Annotated in this window: 7 protein-coding genes; 3 read left to right on the top strand and 4 right to left on the bottom strand. The window is 71.7% G+C overall.

The genetic code is table 11. From position 1 onward, the window contains the following. The first annotated feature begins 260 nt into the window (after positions 1-260). Complete coding sequence (locus ACLQ2O_RS28830) at positions 261-8456, top strand: amino acid adenylation domain-containing protein (RefSeq protein ID WP_425837212.1); 8196 nt, start codon at positions 261-263, stop codon at positions 8454-8456. Between the two features lie 1128 nt (positions 8457-9584). Here ACLQ2O_RS28830 and ACLQ2O_RS28835 read toward each other — a convergent pair. The 3 genes from ACLQ2O_RS28835 to ACLQ2O_RS28845 form a co-directional block, all read right to left on the bottom strand. Then, positions 9585-10130 carry a hypothetical protein gene (locus ACLQ2O_RS28835; protein ID WP_425837215.1) on the bottom strand — a complete coding sequence of 182 codons (546 nt, stop codon included), beginning with the start codon at positions 10128-10130 and terminating at the stop codon, positions 9585-9587. A gap of 388 nt (positions 10131-10518) precedes the next feature. Further along, positions 10519-11433 carry an ROK family protein gene (locus ACLQ2O_RS28840; RefSeq protein ID WP_425837218.1) on the bottom strand — a complete coding sequence of 305 codons (915 nt, stop codon included), beginning with the start codon at positions 11431-11433 and terminating at the stop codon, positions 10519-10521. 310 nt (positions 11434-11743) lie between these two features. Beyond that, positions 11744-13327, bottom strand: coding sequence for an alkaline phosphatase D family protein (locus ACLQ2O_RS28845; protein ID WP_425837221.1), 1584 nt, complete (start codon positions 13325-13327; stop codon positions 11744-11746). Positions 13328-13488: 161 nt separating this feature from the next. Between ACLQ2O_RS28845 and nagZ the strand changes: the two genes are divergently transcribed. Then, positions 13489-14946: a beta-N-acetylhexosaminidase gene (nagZ, locus tag ACLQ2O_RS28850; protein ID WP_425837224.1), complete on the top strand. Its 1458-nt coding sequence runs from the start codon at positions 13489-13491 to the stop codon at positions 14944-14946. Positions 14947-14991: 45 nt separating this feature from the next. Then, entirely contained in the window at positions 14992-16266 is a 1275-nt protein-coding gene (locus tag ACLQ2O_RS28855) for an alpha-L-fucosidase (RefSeq protein WP_425837226.1), read from the top strand. Here ACLQ2O_RS28855 and ACLQ2O_RS28860 read toward each other — a convergent pair. Continuing rightward, positions 16263-17465, bottom strand: coding sequence for an ROK family protein (locus ACLQ2O_RS28860; RefSeq protein ID WP_425837229.1), 1203 nt, complete (start codon positions 17463-17465; stop codon positions 16263-16265). The two genes, ACLQ2O_RS28855 and ACLQ2O_RS28860, sit on opposite strands and share 4 nt — an antisense overlap. Positions 17466-17470: the final 5 nt, after the last annotated feature.

Genomic DNA, 17470 nt, shown 5'->3' on the forward strand with positions numbered 1-17470 from the left:
CGGACTCGGCTGAGCCGTCCGACGCCGGCGCGGGCGCGCCCGGCGCGGATGCCGACGTGCCTTCGGTCGAGGCCGCTTCGGCTGAGTCGTCTGACGACGCTCGGACGTCGGCATCGACAGATCGGGACGGGCTCCCTTCCGAGGCGACCCCGATCGATGCGCTCTCGTCCGAGGCGACCCGCACCATTACGCTCCCGTCCGCAGGCGCCGGAGAGTCTTCCGCCGAGGAAGCCTTGGCTGGGTCGTCCGACGACGCTCGCTTGTCGGCAGCCTCCGCCGAACGAGCCCTCGACGACGAAGCGCCTACCAGCGTTCTTCCGCAAGTACCGGCCTCCGCAAAGGGCCGAGCCGACGCCGACGCCGACGCGGATGCCGACGCCGACGCCGACGCGGATGCCGACGCCGACGCCGACGCGGACGCGGACGCCGATGCCGATGGCGACGTTGCAGTGGATGCCGACGTTGCAGTGGACGCGGATGCGCCCGCCGCAGACGCAGGCGCCCCGTCGGCCGAAGGTGATTCGGCTGAGTCATCTGACGACGTGCGTACATCGGCATCGGCGGACCTGGATGGGCGCCAGCCTGAGGTGTCTCCGACCGACGGGCTCTCGTCCGTGAAGGACGACGGGGCTTCCGCCGAGGTGGACTCGGCTGAGCCGACCGACGCCCTCTCGTTCGCGAAGGACGAGGGGGTTTCCGCTGAGGCGGACTCGGCTGAGCGGTCCGACGACGCTCGCCCGTCGGCGGCCTCCGCTGGCCGTGCGGTCGACGACGAAGCGACGACCAGCGTTCTTCCGCGCGTGCTGGCCTCCGCAAAGGGCCGAGCTGAAGCCTCCGCGGACGCGCAAGCGTCGGATGCCGACCGAACCCCGTCCAATGCGACCGCGGCCGACGCCGATGGAACCTCGTCGAGCAACGGTGTCACCTCGTCGAGCACCGGTGTCACCTCAGCGTCCTCCGCGTCCGGCGGCGTAGCCCGGCCGATCGAAGCGATCTCGGTCGCGGACGGCGAGAAGTCGTCTTCCGAGGCGGGCTCAGCAGAAGCTGCCGAGGTGGCGGGCTCAGCCGAAGTTGCCGAGGTGGCGGGCTCAGCCGAAGCTGTCGACCAAGCGGGCTCGGTCGACGCGCCGGACCAGGCAGGCTCGGTCGACGCTTCCGACGAAGCTCGTCCGTCGGTAGACGTAGACGAGTTACGGGCCGAGGCGACTACGAGCGAGGCAGTCTCGTCCGCGGCCGGAGGCGAGTCCGCTGCTGGCGAGGCCGACGACCGCGAGGCCGACGGCGGCGAGTCCGCCGACCGCGAGTCGGGCGACGAGGCACAGCTGACGGGCGTCGTACCGTCGGATACGCAGGCTGAAGGACTCCCGGCTGAGGGCGGTGCACCCGCCGAGCGCCCGGACGCAGCCTCCGCTGACGCTAGCCAGCGGGGTGCGACTGGCATAGACGGCAACCCCGCCGATGCGGCACAGACCGATGAGGTCCCGACCGAGGTCGTGGAGACCGACGCGCTGCGAACGGATGCTGCGGAGACCGAGGCCGAGGCGCTGCCGACGGATGTTGCGGAGACTGAGGTCGTGCAGGCCGAGGCGCTGCGAGCGGACGCTGGGGAGACTGACGCCGCGGAGCCCGAGGCGCTGTCGACGGATGCTCCAGAGACCGACGAGCAGACCGATGCAGCGCGGACCGACGTCGAGCAGGCTGATGTGCTGGCGACGGATGAAGTGCAGACCGATGAGGCGGAAGCCGATGGCGGGCAGCTTGAGGTTGGTGACGCCGACGTACCGATGTCGACTCGCGATGATGAGGCTGTCGGCGACGAGGCGTCGGGTGGGGCCGTGGAGGCTCAGAGCGGTTCTGTCGAGCGATCGGCAGGCGGGGCGCCTGCGGACGAAGACGCTGATGAGGCGTCCGCCGAGGAATCGTCTGGTGAGGTAGCTGCGGTTGACGGGCTTGCGGGGGAGCAGCCGTCGGGTGACGGTGTGCCGAGTTCTGTAGAGGCTCGTACGTTGGCATCCGGGTCCGCGGATGGGGCGGACACGGCGGCGTCGGCGGATGATGTTGCCGAGTCTGCTGAGATGGTTACGGCGGCTGATCTGAACGGGTCGCTCGATGTCGCCGGGCCGGGGGAGTTGGCTGGAACCGCCGGCGACGTACCGGAGGACGAGTTGGCGGAAGCTGACGACGTCCTGGCGGTGGAGTCGTCGGATGCGGGTGAGTCTTCGGGGCTTGCGGCTGCGCCGACGCTTCCGACCAAGGGGGCGAGGGGAACCGACGCTGGAGCACCCGACGCGGCGCGCGCATCCAAGGCACCCGCATCCAAGGCACCCGCGCCCAAGGCACCCGCGCCCAAGGCGCCCACAGCCGTGCCGGCTGCTGCCGCAGATGTGTCTGTGGTGGAGCTCGCCCAAGCGCCGGCGGCGCCAGCGAAGGCCCCAGCCCACGCAGGCCGGGGCGCGACCACAGGGCAGGTAGTCGAGCCCGTAGCTGTTGTCGGCCTTGCCGCTCGGTTGCCCGGGGCAACTGGGTTGGAGCAGTTCTGGGACAACCTCGTCAACGGGACCGAGAGCTTGCGCCGGTTCTCGCCGGAGGAGTTGCGCCGGGCGGGCGATGCCGAGGCGCTTCGTGACGACCGGCTGGTCGCGGTCAGTGGCGCGCTGGATGACGTGGAGTCTTTCGACGCGGCCTTCTTCGGGCTGAGTGCGCGTGAGGCCGAGCTGACCGAGCCCGCGCAGCGGTTGTTCCTGGAGGTCTGCCAGCAGGCCCTGGAGCACGGTGGGCATGCGGGGGCGAGCTCCCGGATCGGCGTGTTCGCCGGGTCCGGCATGAACCTGTACGGCGCGCAGCCGGGCGAGAACCTCGCGACCCGCGTCGCCTACCGGCTCGGGCTGACCGGGCCGGCGATCGGCGTACAGGCTGCTTGGTCGTCGTCGTTGGTTGCCGTGCACCTCGCATGTCAGGCGCTCAGGAGCGGCGACGCCGATCTTGCGCTGGCCGGCGCGGCGGCCGTACATGTGCCTCAGGCAACGGGTTACCCCGTGAGCGCCGGATCGATCCTCTCGCCGACCGGGCACCTGCGCGCGTTCGACGCCGACGCCGACGGGACCGTCGGTGGCAACGGCGTCGCGGCTGTGCTGCTGAAGCGGCTCGATCAGGCGATCGCCGACGGCGACACCGTGTACGCCGTGATCCGTGGATCGGCTGTCAGCGAGGGCGACCAGGTCGAGCTGGTCGAGCGGGCGCTGGAGAAGTCCGGTGTCCCGGCCGAGTCGATCAGTTACGTCGAGGCCAGCGCGGCCGGTACGCCGGACGCCGACGCCGCCGAGTTCCTTGCCCTGAGCAATGCCTTGCGCAAGCACACCGACAAGGTCGGGTTCTGCACGATCGGTTCGGTCAAGCCGAACATCGGGCACCTGGCCAGCGCGGCCGGGATGGCCGGGCTGATCAAGACGATTCTGATGCTGCAGCACCGCACGCTCGTTCCGACGATCAACTACGACCGGCCGAACCCGAAGCTCCAGCTGACCGGCAGCCCCTTCGTGATCGGTACGCGGGTCGGCGACTGGGAGTCCGGTACGCCGCTGCGCGCCGGTGTCAGCGCGATAGATGCCCGGGGCACCAGTGCGCACGTGATCCTCGAGGAGGCGCCGCGCCAGATCCGCCGCGGCGACGACGGGCCCGTCGTACTGGCGCTGTCCGCGCCGGATCCGCACGGGCTGAGCGATCTCGCCGAGCTGTACCGCGCCGACTTCGAGGCCGGCACCGGGCACCGGCTGATCGACCTCGCCGGTACGGCGGCGCTCGGCCGCCCGGCGCACCGGCACCGCATCGCGGTCGCGGGTTCGTCGGAGCAGGAGCTCGCGGAGGCGCTCGGCTCGGCGATCCCGGCGGAGGTTCCGCGCGGCGGACCCGGCCCGCTCGGGTACGCGTTCACCGGTCAGGGCGCCGCGCGCCGCGGCATGGCGGCGGGGCTCGCGGCCCGGTTCCCCGTGTTCCGTTCGGTACTCGACGAGTGCGACAAGGTGTACGCCGAGGAGTTCGGTGGGAGCCTGCTCGAACTGCTGCTGACCCCCGCGACCGGGACCGAAGGCGTCTGGCCGACGGAGACCGCGCAGCCGGCGCTGTTCGCGTTCGAACTCGCGCTGGCGAGGCTTTGGGAGTCGTTCGGCGTCCGGCCCGCGCTCGTGGTCGGGCACAGCGTCGGCGAGTACGCCGCTCTGTGCGTCGCGGGCGCCCTGTCGACGGCGGACGGCGTGCGGCTGACCGCGAAGCGCGGCGAGCTGATGCAGCGCGGAACGGTGCCGGGGGCAATGGTTGCCGTGCGCGCCGATGCCGACCGGGTCCGCGAGCTGGCCCAGACGCCGGGCGTAGAGGTTGCTGCGGGCAACGGTCCGCAGTCGTTCGTACTGGCCGGGTCCGAGGTGATCGTCGGGCAGCTGGCCGAGCAGCTCGACCGGCTTCAGGTGTCGTGGCAACGACTGGACGTCGACCGCGCGTTCCACAGCTCGCTGGTCGACCCGATCCTGTCCGACTTCGCCGAGTTCGTTGCCACGGTCAAGCTTCGGCCGCTGCGCACGCCGATGGTGTCGTCGTGGTCGGGCGAGCTGCTGGAGAGCGGGACGAAGCTCGACGAGGACTACCTGGTCGGCCAGCTGCGGCAGCCGGTGCTGTTCGGCGACGCGGTCGAGGCGCTGACCGCGGCCGGGTGCCGGCGGTTCCTGGAGCTCGGGCCGGACGCCGTACTGTCCCCGGCCGGTCGGCGGATCGCGCCGAACAGCACGTGGATCCCGGCGCAGCGCCTCGGGCAGGACCCGGTGCTGGCGACGATGAACGGGCTGGCCGAGCTGTACCTGCAGGGGACCGAGATCAACTGGGCCAAGGTGTACGCCGACGGCGGGCGCGTGCCGCTGCCGACGTACCCGTTCCGCCGGGTGCACTACCCGGTGGACGTTTTCGCCCGCGCGCCCGAGCCGACGCAGGCGAAGGCCGCGCGGGTCGAGGAGCCGGCCGACGAGCTGCGTCCGGTCGAGCGGACGAGCGGTGCGCTGAAGCGGATCCCGCTGGACCCGCCGGCCGCGAAGACGACCGAGAGGACCGCTCCGGAGCCCGAGCCGGAGGCGGCTGAGGAGTCGCCGTTCGCGATCCCCGCGGACGACGTCGACCGCGTGGTCGTCGTACCGGCGCCTGCGGCAACCGCTCAGGAGTCCGAGGCAACCGGTCGGGAGCCCAAGGCAACCGCTCAAGAGCCCAAGGCAACCGGTCAGGAGGCCCAGGCAACCGTCCAGGAGCCCGAGGTAACAGACGACGCTCGGAAGCCGTCGAGCGACGAGTCCGGCTACGCCGCGGCGGCCGACCCCGAGGTCGTTGCCGAGCGCTACCGCGAGTCCCTCGACCTCGTGCTCGACCTGACCAGCGAGCAGCTCGGACTCGACCCGTACGACGTGACCGTCGACCACTCGTTCGCCGAGCTCGGGGCCGACCGCGCGTCGATGCAGCGCGTCGTCGACGAGGTGTTCCGCAAGTTCGACGTCGAGGTGAAGCCCGAGGCGTTGTTCGAGGACCTGATCACGCCGCACAAGCTCGCGTCGGCGGTCGCCGCGAAGACGCCGCCGTCGGCGTTCACCGCGCAGCCGAAGCCGACGAAGCCGGTGACACTGAAGCCGGCCCGGATCCGCGTGCTGCCGGAGGTCCCGAAGAAGGAAGAGCCGAACGCGCGCGCTGCGCTGGCGGTGCTCGGATCGGGGCTGGCCGAGCTGGCGGCGAAGGTCGATGCCGCGGCGTCGGCGACGAGCGAGGCCGATCTGCCCGGCTCGGGGATGGCTGCGCTGATGTCGCAGCAGCTGCGCGTGGCCAGTCAGCTGGTCGACGGCGTCACGAAGCTCATGCACGAGCAGTTGGCGCTGCTGGGCGACGTACCGCAGCAGCAGGGCGGCGCGGATGCAGGGCAGCCCGGTACGCCGCGAGCAGGCGCGGGTCAGCCCGGTGCGGGCGCCGCCCAGGGCGGAGCGGGCGCGGGTCAACCCGGCGCGGGCCAGGGTGGAGCGGGCGTGGGTCAATCCGGCGCGGGCCAGGGCGGAGTGGGCGCGAGCCAGGATGGAGTGGGCGCGGGTCAGCCCGGAGTGGACGCCGGCCAGGGTGGAGCGGGCGTGGGTCAGCCCGGAGCCGGCGCGGGCCAGGCCGGCGCGGGCGCAGCCGCAGCCGACCCGGCAACCATCGAAGCCGAACGCGCCCGCCAGCGCGCGGCGATCCAGTACTGGCAGGCCGCACTGAGCGGCGCCCAGCCGCTCGTCCTCCCGGCGGACAAGGCCCGCCCCGAGGCATCGGCCGGCACGGCGAAGCTCGTGCACGAGCTGGACGCGGGCCTCGGCGAGGCCGTGTTCGCGTTCAGCCGGCAGCGTCGCCTGAGCCCGCTGATGACGATGCTCGCAGCGGTCGGCACGGTGCTCGGCCGGTTCGCGGCGCAGGACGACATCACCATCGGCGCGGCCGCGCTGCGCAGCCAGGAGCCCACGCCGCTGCCGCTCAGGATCGACCTGTCCGGCGAGCCCGACCTCGGCGAGCTGGCCCAAAGGGTGCGCGAGGCAACGACCGGCGCGTTCGACCACGCCGGCGCCGACCTCGCCGTCCTCGAGCAGGATCCGCTCTACCAGGTCCTGGTCGTCTTCGAACCCACCACCGACGAGCTGCCGACCGGGCTCGACCTCCGGCTCACGCTCGCCAACCACTCGCAGGGCATCACCTGTACAGCGGACTACCGCTCCGGTCTGTTCGACGAGACGACGATCAAGCGGCTCATCGACTACCTCGAAGCCGTCCTGCGCCGCGCGCTCGCCCAGCCGGGCGCGTCGCTGCCCGACCTGATGCTGCCGATCGAGTCCGACCGGCTCGCCTTGCGCGAGCTCGAAGGCGCCGCGCCCGCGAGTGGGCCGGTCGGCCGGGTTCGCCGCAACGCGGTCGTCAGCGGTGAGCTGAGCGGGCTGCACACCCTGTTCGAGCAGCAGGTCGCCCGTACGCCGGACGCGATCGCGCTGATCCACGGCGACCGCGAGATCACGTACGCCGAGCTGGACCGGCGCGCGAACGCCGTGGCGTGGCAGCTCGTCGACGTCGCCGTGAAGCCGGGCCAGCTGGTCGCCGTACGGGTTGCTCGTGGGGCTGAGCTGGTGATTGGCGTACTGGCTGTGCTGAAGTCCGGGGCTGCTTACCTGCCACTGGACCCTGGTGTGCCGGAGGCGCGGTGGGCCTTCATGACCGCCGACGCCGGAGCGGTCGCGTTGGTCGGTGACGACGCGGCGCTCGCGGACCGGCTCGGGCTGCGACTGGTGCCGGTGGTTGCCGGAGACAACGACGTACGGGCCGAGCAGGCGCCGCCGGTGAAGGGCGCGGCGGATGATGTTGCCTACTGCATCTACACGTCCGGCTCGACCGGGAACCCGAAGGGTGTCGCGGTTCCGCACCGCGGTCCGGTGAACCTGATCCGGCACTACCTGCGGTCGCGGTCGTCGCTGCGGACGCTGCAGTGGACGTCGTTCGGGTTCGACGTGCACGTGCAGGAGATGTTCACCGCGCTCGCGTCGGGCGCCGCGCTGGTGCTGATCGGCGAGGACGATCGGTACGACCCGGACGCGGTCGTTGCCGCGCTCACCGAGTACGGGATCGAGCGGCTGTTCATGACGTTCACGCCGCTGACCGCGCTGCTCGCGACGATGGACGAGATGCCCGAGTTGCCGGCGCTGCGCGAGATCGTCGCCGGCGGTGAGGCGATGGTGCTGACGCACGGGATCCGCGACTTCCTCGCCGCGCACCCGGAATGCCTGTTGTACAACGAGTACGGGCCGACCGAGGCGTCGGTGGTGACGACGATCCACCAGGTCGACCCGACCGAGGACCGGCCGTCGATCGGACGGCCGATCGACGGGGTCGTCGTACGGTTGCTGGACGAGGCGCTGCGGCCGGTGCCCGTCGGTGCGGTCGGGGAGATCCACCTCGGGGGAGTAGCTGTTGCCCAGGGCTACATCGGACGGCCGGACGAGACGATGACGTCGTTCGTCGCCGACCCGGCGACGCCGGGCAGCCGGTTGTACCGGACGCGGGACCTCGGGCGCTGGCAGCCGGACGGCACGTTGGACTACCTCGGGCGGGTCGACGACCAGGTCAAGATCCGCGGGCACCGGGTCGAGCCGGGCGAGACCGAGCACGTGCTCGCCGACCTCGACGGGGTGATCGACGCGGTCGTCGTCGCGTGCGTGAACCCGGCGGGTGACACGTGTTTGATCGGGTACGTCGTACTGGACGACGAGGACCCGGCGGTGCTCGCGCGGTTGATGCTGGAGCTGACCAAGGAGCTCCCGATCTACTTGGTGCCTGCCGACCTGATCCCCATCGAGGAGCTCCCGCTGGACGCGGCCGGCAAGCTCGACCGCCGCCAGCTTCCCGAGCCGGAATGGCTCAAGGACTAACAGCTACAGATGTCCCGGGCTCGTGGGCTCCGCCCACCTCGCCCCGGGAAAGACAGAGAGCGAGAAGCCTGTCCCGCCCGCGGGGTGGGCTACGACAAGCCCGCCCCGGGTCAGCCTGCCGTCGGGCCCGGCCCGCCGCGAACCGGCGGGATCCGGCGCGGTGCGGTGCGCCGCGGGTCCGGCGCGGCGTGGTGCGGGACCGGTCCGGCGTGGTGCGGGTCCGGTGCGGCTCGGCGCGGGCCCGGCGCGGCGTGGTCCGGTCCGGTCCGGTACGGCGCGCCGCGGGTCTGGTGCGGTGCCGGGTCCGGTGTGACGTGGGCCTGGTCCGCCGCGGTGCGGCGCGGTGCGGGTCTCGTGCGGTGCGGCGTGGCCCCGGTCTGGTGCGGCGCGGTGCGAGTCCGGTGCGGTGCGCCGTGGGTCCGGCGCGGTCCGGTCCGGTGCGGCGCGGTGTGGCGTGGGTCTGATCCGCCGCGGTGCGGCGCGGTGCGGGTCTCGTGCGGTGCGGCGCGGTCCCGGTCTGGTGCGGCGCGGTGCGAGTCCGGTGCGGTGCGCCGTGGGTCCGGCGTACGCCGCACCGGTCGGCGCCGCCTCGGCCTCGGCCGCGGTCCGGCGCGGTGTGGCGCGGGTCGGTCCGCCACGGCGCGACGCGGTGTGGCGCGGGTCCGGTCCGCCACGGCGGGACGCGGTGCGGGTACGCGCGGTGCGAGTCCGGTGCGGTGCGGCGTGGTGTGGGTCCGGTCCGGCGCGCTGCGGGGTTCGGTGCGGCGCGGTGCGGTCCGGTGCGGCGCGAGCCTGATCGCCCACGCGCACTAACGCTTTCCCTCGGCCGGAGCGGCCTCAGGCCGCGCGGCCTTGTCGGCCGCATGCGTGCCGGGCTCAGCCCGAGCGGCTTCCGCCGGATGCGAGCACGTGCAGCCCGCAGTACGACGAGCAGCGTGTCCGCCCCCGCCGGCACGCCCCGGCCGGCGTCGTACAAGAAACAGCGATGCCCGCCCGGTTGTCCTACCGGGCGGGCGTTTTCAGAACTCTGGACGTCGGTTCTGCACCGTGGACGGGGGTGTGAGTCCCAGTGACAGCCCTCCCGCGGTCACCGGCCCACCGTCCGCGGTGCAGAACCCGCGTCGATCCTCATCCCTCCTGAGGATCGATCGCACTCACGGCCCGGCGGCGCAGCAGTGCGTAGGCACTGATCACGCAGATGAGCAGCGAGTAGACGGCCCAGACGGATCCGACGTTGCCGAGCTCGTCCCCGTTCCCACGGGATCCGACCGCGACGACGGCGGTGACCGCGACCAGCGCGATCAGTGGGCCGGTCCAGCCCAGCACGCCCATCCGTACCGGCTGCTCGGACTCGGACGCGTCGTCCGGGTCGAGCAACGCGGAGATGGCGTGTCCCCGGAGGAACTCGTGCAGGGCCGCGACGCCGCACGCGGCGGCGACGTTCAGCAGCAGCAGGCGGTCGGCGATGCCGGCGACCGGTACGCCGGCGACGGTGCCGTAGACCACGGCGTACACGTCGACGGGAACCGTCGCGGCGGCGACGCCGATCACGGCCAGCTGGAACAGCCGCGGGCGGCGTACCGCGGCCCGCAGGCGGCCGTGCGCGCTGGTCGTGACGACCACCAGCGCGGTGAAGAAGAGTGCGAAGACCACGAGTACGGCGACGTCCATCATGACCTGTTCCTCTGGTCGAGCGCTGCCCCGGACAGCGCTGGTGGACGTGCGTACGTGATGTGTGGAGCCCGCGTGCGCGGCGGAGAGTCGCCTCTCCGCCGCACTCGCAAGCGGTCAATCCCTGGCATGCAGGCCCCCCTGATTGCCCTTGGATGACGTGCCCCCACCCCATCCATCCGTTGCATCGCGTGGACAGGGGTCGCCGTTACAGACTTTTCGGCATTGGGGTAAAAATTGCACAAAATTGCGCGGGAGATCCCTTTCCGAGCGGCGCAACTGTGTGTAAAGGCTGCAGCCGGTGGTCCGGCCGTCACGCGCCGTTTCCGTCGGACTGTCGGACAAAGTCCAAGGCCGGTGGTCAGAGCCAGGTCAGGTGGTCAGAGCCCGTTCAGGTGGTCGCCCACGCCAGCCGGGCCGCACCGAGCAGCCCGGCGTTGGCGAGCTGCGCCGGCTCGACCGTCAGCTCCGTGACGAACGGGAGCTGAGCCAAGCGCTTCACCCAGCGGCCGACCGGGTCGAACAGGATCGGGCCGGCCTTCGCCACCCCGCCGCCGATGACGACCGTGGTGAGGTCGACCGTGACCGCGGTCGCAACGATGCCCGCGGCAAGGGCCTGGGCGCCGTCGTCGAAGACCGCGAGCGCGATCTCGTCGCCGGCCGCGGCGTCGGCCGACAGCACCGCGGCGTCGACCTGCTCGCCGGTCCGCCACCCGCGACGCTGGGCCCGGGCGACCATCCGGGGACCGCTCGCGTACGTCTCGACGCACCCGTACGAACCGCAGGCGCACGCCTCGCCGTCCAGGTCGACCACCATGTGCCCGAGGTGCGCGGCGTTGCCGGACTGGCCGAGCAGCGGCTTGCCGTCGACGACGATCCCGGCGCCGACACCGGTCGAGACGACGATGCCGAGCAGCGTGTCGACCGCGCGGCCCGCGCCGGTCCAGGACTCACCGAGCGCGAAGCAGTGACCGTCGACGCCGAGCTCGACCGGTACGTCGCCGACCAGCGCCCGGACGCGGTCGACGAGGGGGAAGTTGCGCCAGCCGGTGATGTTCACCGGGGAGACCAGTCCGTGGGTGAGGTCGAGCGGACCCGCCGACCCGATCCCGACCGCGATCGGCGTCGTACCGGCGGTCACGCGCCCGACCAGTTCCGCGAGCGCGGCGAACACCTGGTCGGCGTCGCCGGGCGGGGTGAGAATCCGGTCCTCGGTGAGGATCGTCCCGTCGGCGGCCACCAGTGCGGCCGCCATCTTGGTGCCGCCGATGTCGATGCCGAGAACGGTCGCGGACGCGTCGGTCATGGGCGGGTGATCTGCACTGTCACGGTGATCGGGCTCCGGTCGGTGGCGGTCAGGTCGAGAGACAACGTTATCTGCAAGTCGCTGATACAGCGAGAGGTAACCGCGGCCAATCACGCATGACGACGCCACAACGTGCGCGGATAGGCCGTTGGGGCGTACTGACGGTCACTGACAACGATGGCCTTTGAAAGGACAAAAAGAGCTCCCCCGTCGCGCCCTTCGGGCGCGACGGGGGAGCGAAGGGAAAGCGGGAGCTGTCAGAGCCGAGCCCCGGTCGGCCGGGCTGCGCCGGCCCTGCCCATCCCGAAGATCAGCTCAGGTTGAGGCCCGGGCGGCCTGCCTCGACCGTGAAGCTGGCACGAGTGGAGACCGGGGCTCCCGGCGTGCTGACGTACGGGATGACCTTGAAGTCGGCCTGGAGGGTGTCGCGGGTGATGCGGGTGCTGACGTAGCCGCGCTGGTTGTTGAGGAGCTTGATGTGCGGGTTCTCGTCGAGCTGCAGCTGACCGCCCGACGGGAAGTCCTGGCCGTCGCCGCCCGACGTGATCGAGGTGGTGACCAGCTCGACGCCGACGGTGCGCGACGAGGGGTCGCGGAAGTCGGCCTTCAGGTCGTTGGCGTAGTGCTTGTGCACGTCACCGGTCAGTACGACGGGGTTGGTGACGTGCCGCTGCCGGAAGCCGTCGAGGATCCGCTGCCGCGAGGCGACGTACCCGTCCCAGGCGTCCATGCTGTAGCTGACCGCCGGGCCCGCGGTGAAGTCCCGCGCGCCGAAGAACACCTGCTGACCGATCACGTCCCACGTCGACGACGACCGGCCGAGCCCGTCGAGCAGCCACTTCTCCTGCGCCGGACCGGTGATCGAGCGCGCCGGGTCGAGCGCCGCCGGGCAGTCCGACGTCGTGTCGTTGCAGGCCTGGTCGCTGCGGTACTGCCGGGTGTCGAGCATGTGGAACGACGCCAGCCGCCCCCACTGGATCCGCCGGTAGATCTGCAGGTCGATGCCGCGCGGGATCGAGCTGCGTCGCAGCGGCATCATCTCGTAGTACGCCCGGTACGCCGCCGCGCGCCGTTCCAGGAACCCGGCCTGCCCGGCCGGCGACGGGATCTCGTCGGCGTAGTTGTTCTCCAGCTCGTGGTCGTCCCAGACCACGACCCAGGGCGCGACCGCGTGCGCGGCCTGCAGGTCCGGGTCGGTCCGGTACTGCGCGTGCCGGACCCGGTAGTCGGCCAGCGTCCAGATCTCCTTGGCAGGTGAGTGGACACGCTCGCCGGTGCCGCCGCCGCCCTCGTAGATGTAGTCGCCCAGGTGCAGCACCAGCGACGGGTGCTCCTCGGCCATCCTCTTGTACGCCGTGAAGTAGCCGCCCGAGTAGTTCGAGCAGGACACGAACGCCATGTCGAGCGGGCTCCCGTACGTCCCCGGCAGCGGCGTCGTCAGCGTGCGGCCGATCGCGGAGACGTGACGCTCGCAACGGAAGCGGTAGTAGTACTCGCGGCCGGGCAGCAGCCCGCGAACCTCGATGTGGACGGCGTGCGCCGACTCCGGCGTGGCCGAAACGACGCCGGACCGTACGACGCGACGCATGCCGGGGTCGAGCGCGACCTGCCACTGCACCTGGTACCGGCGGCTCGGCATCCCGCCCATGCCGTCGGCGGCGAGCGGGTCGAGCGCGAGCCGGGTCCACAGCACGACGCTCTGGTAGTCGGGGTCGCCCGAGGCGATGCCGAGCGTGAACGGGTCGGGCAGCGGCTGGTGCGAGCCGCCGACCGGCATCGGCGATCCGGCGGCGGGCAGCGAACCGGCAGGCAGCGAACCGGCCGCGGCGATGACGGTGGCGCCGGCGGCCGAGGCCACCAGCAGCTTGCGTCGGGTGATCGGTGTGACGGGCATGGCGGAGCTCCGTAACTGATCGGGGGATGGGATTCCCATCCACCCTGGTGCGCCGCTCCGAACCTCAGGTGACGCTGGGAGGTGCCGTTGATGAACTCACGTGGCGTGAGACATCCCCGGGTCCATTGGCATCGGGTGGTCGGGCGCGAGAGGGTGGCCGCATGAGTGACCAACTGGAACGCGACGCCGCCGGCGCCCTGATCGTCGGCTTCACCGGTACCACCGCCCCCGACGACCTGCGCCGGGCGATCGCGAACGGCCTCGGCGCGGTGATCCTGTTCACCCGCAACGTCGTCGACGCCGACCAGGTGTCCGCCCTGACCGCCGCGCTGCGCGCCGAGCGACCGGACCTGCTGATCGCGATCGACCACGAGGGCGGCGAGTTCAGCCACCTGGCACCGGCCAACCCCTGGCCGCTGTCGTCGCCGCGGGCGCTCGGCGAGCTCGACGACACCGACCTGACCCGCTCGTCGGCCCGCGACGCCGCCGCCACGCTGGCGGGTCTCGGCATCGACGTGATGCTCGCGCCCTCGGTCGACGTGAACAGCAACCCGGCCAACCCGATCATCTCGACCCGCTCCTTCGGTACGACGGCCGGCGTGGTCTCGCGCCACGGCGTCGCGTTCGTCCAGGGCGTGCACGACGCCGGCATCGCCGCCTGCCCGAAGCACTTCCCGGGCCACGGCGACGTCGCCGTCGACTCCCACCTCACCCTGCCGCGGGTCGACCGGTCGATCGAGCAGGTCACCGCCGTCGAGCTCGCGCCGTTCAAGGCGACGATCGAGGCCGGCGCGGACCTGGTGATGAGCGCGCACATCGTCTTCTCGGCGTACGACGACCAGCCGGCCACCCTGTCGCGCAGGCTCCTGCAGGGCTTGCTGCGCGACGAGCTCGGTTTCACCGGCGTGATCACCACCGACGCGCTCGAGATGCAGGCGATCACCAGCACCCGGTCGATCGAGCAGGCCGCGGTCGCGTCGATCCGCGCCGGTGCGGACCTGGCGATGATCGCGATCGGCGAGGCCGACCCGCGGGCGCTGACCGCCGAGATCGTCGGTGCCGTCGGCAACGGAACGCTCGACGCGGCGCGCGTCAGCGAGGCGGCTCAAAGGGTCCGCGATCTGGCCGCCGACCTGGCGACGCGGACCAGGCTGCCCGGCCTCGACGGTGCCCCGACCCGCGAGGTCGCGGCCCGGACAGTGACCGGTCAGGAGTTCCCGGCGCTCGGCGGTTCGCCGTACGTGGTGGATCTGACGCAGGGGCTGCACCCGGCGTGGAACCCGTACTTCAGTGGTCTGCCCGAGGTCTTCGCCCGGATCGCGCCCGGCTCGGCCGGGGTCGTGCTGCGGGGCGCGGACGCCGAGGCGCTCGGCGAGGCCCAGGCGGCGGCGATCGGCCGGCCGTTGGTGGTCGCCGTCCAGGACGCGGTCCGGACGCCGTGGATGCGCGCGGCGCTGCAGCACCTGATCGAGAGCCACGAGGGCGAGGTGTTCGTGCTCTGCACGGGGATCCCGGAGGACCGGGCGCTGGTCCCGGCGAGCGTGCCGACCGCGGTCACGTACGGGCGGAACCTGGTCGTGCTCGAGGCGGTCACGCAGCTCCTGACCCGCAAACCGTAAATCCTATATCCTATCGTCACGACCCCGACCTCGAGGAAGTGCGCGATGGCGATCCAGCCCTGGTTCGAGCAGGCCAAACTCGGCATCTTCATCCACTACGGCATCTACGCGGTGAACGGGATCGCCGAGTCCTGGTCGTTCTTCACCGGCGAGATCAGTCACGAGGACTACCTGAAGCAGCTCGACGGCTTCACCGCGGCGAAGTTCGACGGTGAGGCGTGGGCCGAGCTGTTCGAGGCGGCCGGCGCCCGGTACGCCGTACTGACGTCGAAGCACCACGACGGCGTCGCGCTCTACGACACCGCGGCGAACGATCTGTCGACGGTGAAGGCGACGCCGGCGCGGCGGGACATCGTCAGCGAGTACGTCGACGGGCTGCGCGCGCACGGGCTGAAGGTCGGGCTCTACTTCAGCCATCTCGACTGGACGCACCCCGACTACGCGTCGGTGCGGCCGGCCGGGATGCCGGCGGACGAGCGGGGCAATCCGTACGCCGTACCGGCTGCTGGTGAGGAGAACCCCGAGGCCTGGGAGCGGTTCCTCGCGTTCCACCGGACGCAGCTGACCGAGATCATGGATCGGTTCACGCCGGACCTGCTGTGGTTCGACGGGGACTGGGAGCGCGATCCGGAGCAGTGGCGGATGGAGGAGGTGCGCGACCTGATCGCCGCCAAGCTGCCGGAGTCGGTGGTGAACGGGCGGATGCGCGGCGGGTTCGGCGACTACGCGACGCCGGAGCAGGGTGTGCCGATCGTGCCGCCGGCCGGGCCGTGGGAGCTGTGCGTCACGATCAACGACTCGTGGGGGTTCCAGCACGACGACCACCACTACAAGTCGGTCCGGCAGCTGATCCGGCTGTTCGCGGAAACGATCGGTGGTGGCGGCAACCTACTGCTCGACGTGGGTCCGCGGGAGGACGGCAGCATTCCCGAGGAGCAGGTCGAGCGGCTGCGCGAGCTGGGGGACTGGATCCGGCGGCACGAGCGCGCGGTCTTCGGGACGACGCGGGGCCTGCCGAACGGTGCTTTCTACGGCGCGTCGACGGTGTCGGCGGACCGGCGCAAGGTCTACCTGTTCGGCTTCGACCGGCCGAACGAGTACTTCGTGGTCCGCGGCATCCGCAACAAGGTGCTCAAGGCAACGATCGTCGGCTCGGACGTCGAGCTCCGGATCGACCGCCAGGGCGGTGGGATCGAGGGCGCCGCGGGATGGACGTACCTGTACGTCGACTCGGATACAGCCCTGGACCGCGACTGCACGGTCGTCGAGCTGGAGCTGGAAGGCGAGCTCGACGTCGCCGAGCACCACACGCGCGACTAGAAACGCCGGGCGGTCAGCGTCAGGTCCAGTGCGTTCTGCTCCACGTAGTTCAGCGCGTGCCGGACCGCGCCGACCGACACGATCGTGTCGCCGAGCGATGACACCGCGATCTTCGGCGGCGTACTGGTGAAGGTCGCGAGCAACTCGTCGATCGACGGCAGCAAAGCCTTCGCCGCCTCCGCGACCGCACCGCCGATCACCACCAGCTCGGGGTTGAAGAGAATCCCGAGCGTCGCCACCACGCGCGCCGTCCGCTGACCGACGACCTCCAGTACGTCGATCGCCGCGCGATCGCCCTGCGCCGCCGCGGCGAACACCATCTCCGCCGTCACCGGCTCACCGGCCGCAAGCTCCCGCAGTACGGTCCGAACCGCCGGATCGGCGATCGCCGCGGCGCCGCGTTCCCGCGCGATCCGCGCGATCCCGTGCGTGTCGCCGACGCCCTCGACGAGCTTGAGGTAGACCATCTCGCCCGCACCACCGCGACTCCCGTGCAGCAATCGGCCCGAGTCCATCAAACCCGACCCGAACCGCTCACCGGCCAGCAGGACGACGAGGTCGTCCACACCCTGCGCCTCACCGCGCCAGTGCTCCCCGAGCACCGCGAGGTTCGCGTCGTTCTCCAACAGTGCGGGCCAGCCGTGCAGCTTCGACAGTCGCGCCGTCAGCCCGGCGTCGAACCGTCGCCAGAACTCGTCGTCGGCCAGGATGCTCCCGCTCCGGTCGACCGGAGCCGCGACCCCGACGCCGGCCGCGATCACCTGGTCGTCGGTCACCTCCGCGGCCCGCATCGCGTCGGCCACGGCCTCGTCGACCAGGTCGGTCCGCTCGCCCGGCTCCTTCACCGCGGCGAACGAGCGCCCGGCCTTGGCCAGCGTCTCGCCGCGCAGGTTGGCGACCACGACGGTCGTCTTCGCCGCGCCGACGTCGATGCCGAGCACGAACCCGGCACCGCTGTTGAACTCGAAGCGCCGCGAGGGCCGGCCGACGCTGGACTCGTCGCGGACCGGGTCGAGCTCGAGCACCCAGCCCATGCCGATCAGGTCGTTGCAGACCGCGTGCACGGTCGCCCGGGTCAGCCCGGTGGCCTCGATCAGTCCGGTTCCGGTCATCACCCCCGCGGTCGAGAGCACGCCGAGTAGCTTGCTCGCGTTCACCCGCCGCAGCAGTGGCGGAGTGGCCGCAGATGTCTTTGGCATATCCC

This window comes from Kribbella sp. DT2 (assembly GCF_049844575.1).
In the GTDB taxonomy this organism is placed as follows: Bacteria; Actinomycetota; Actinomycetes; order Propionibacteriales; family Kribbellaceae; genus Kribbella.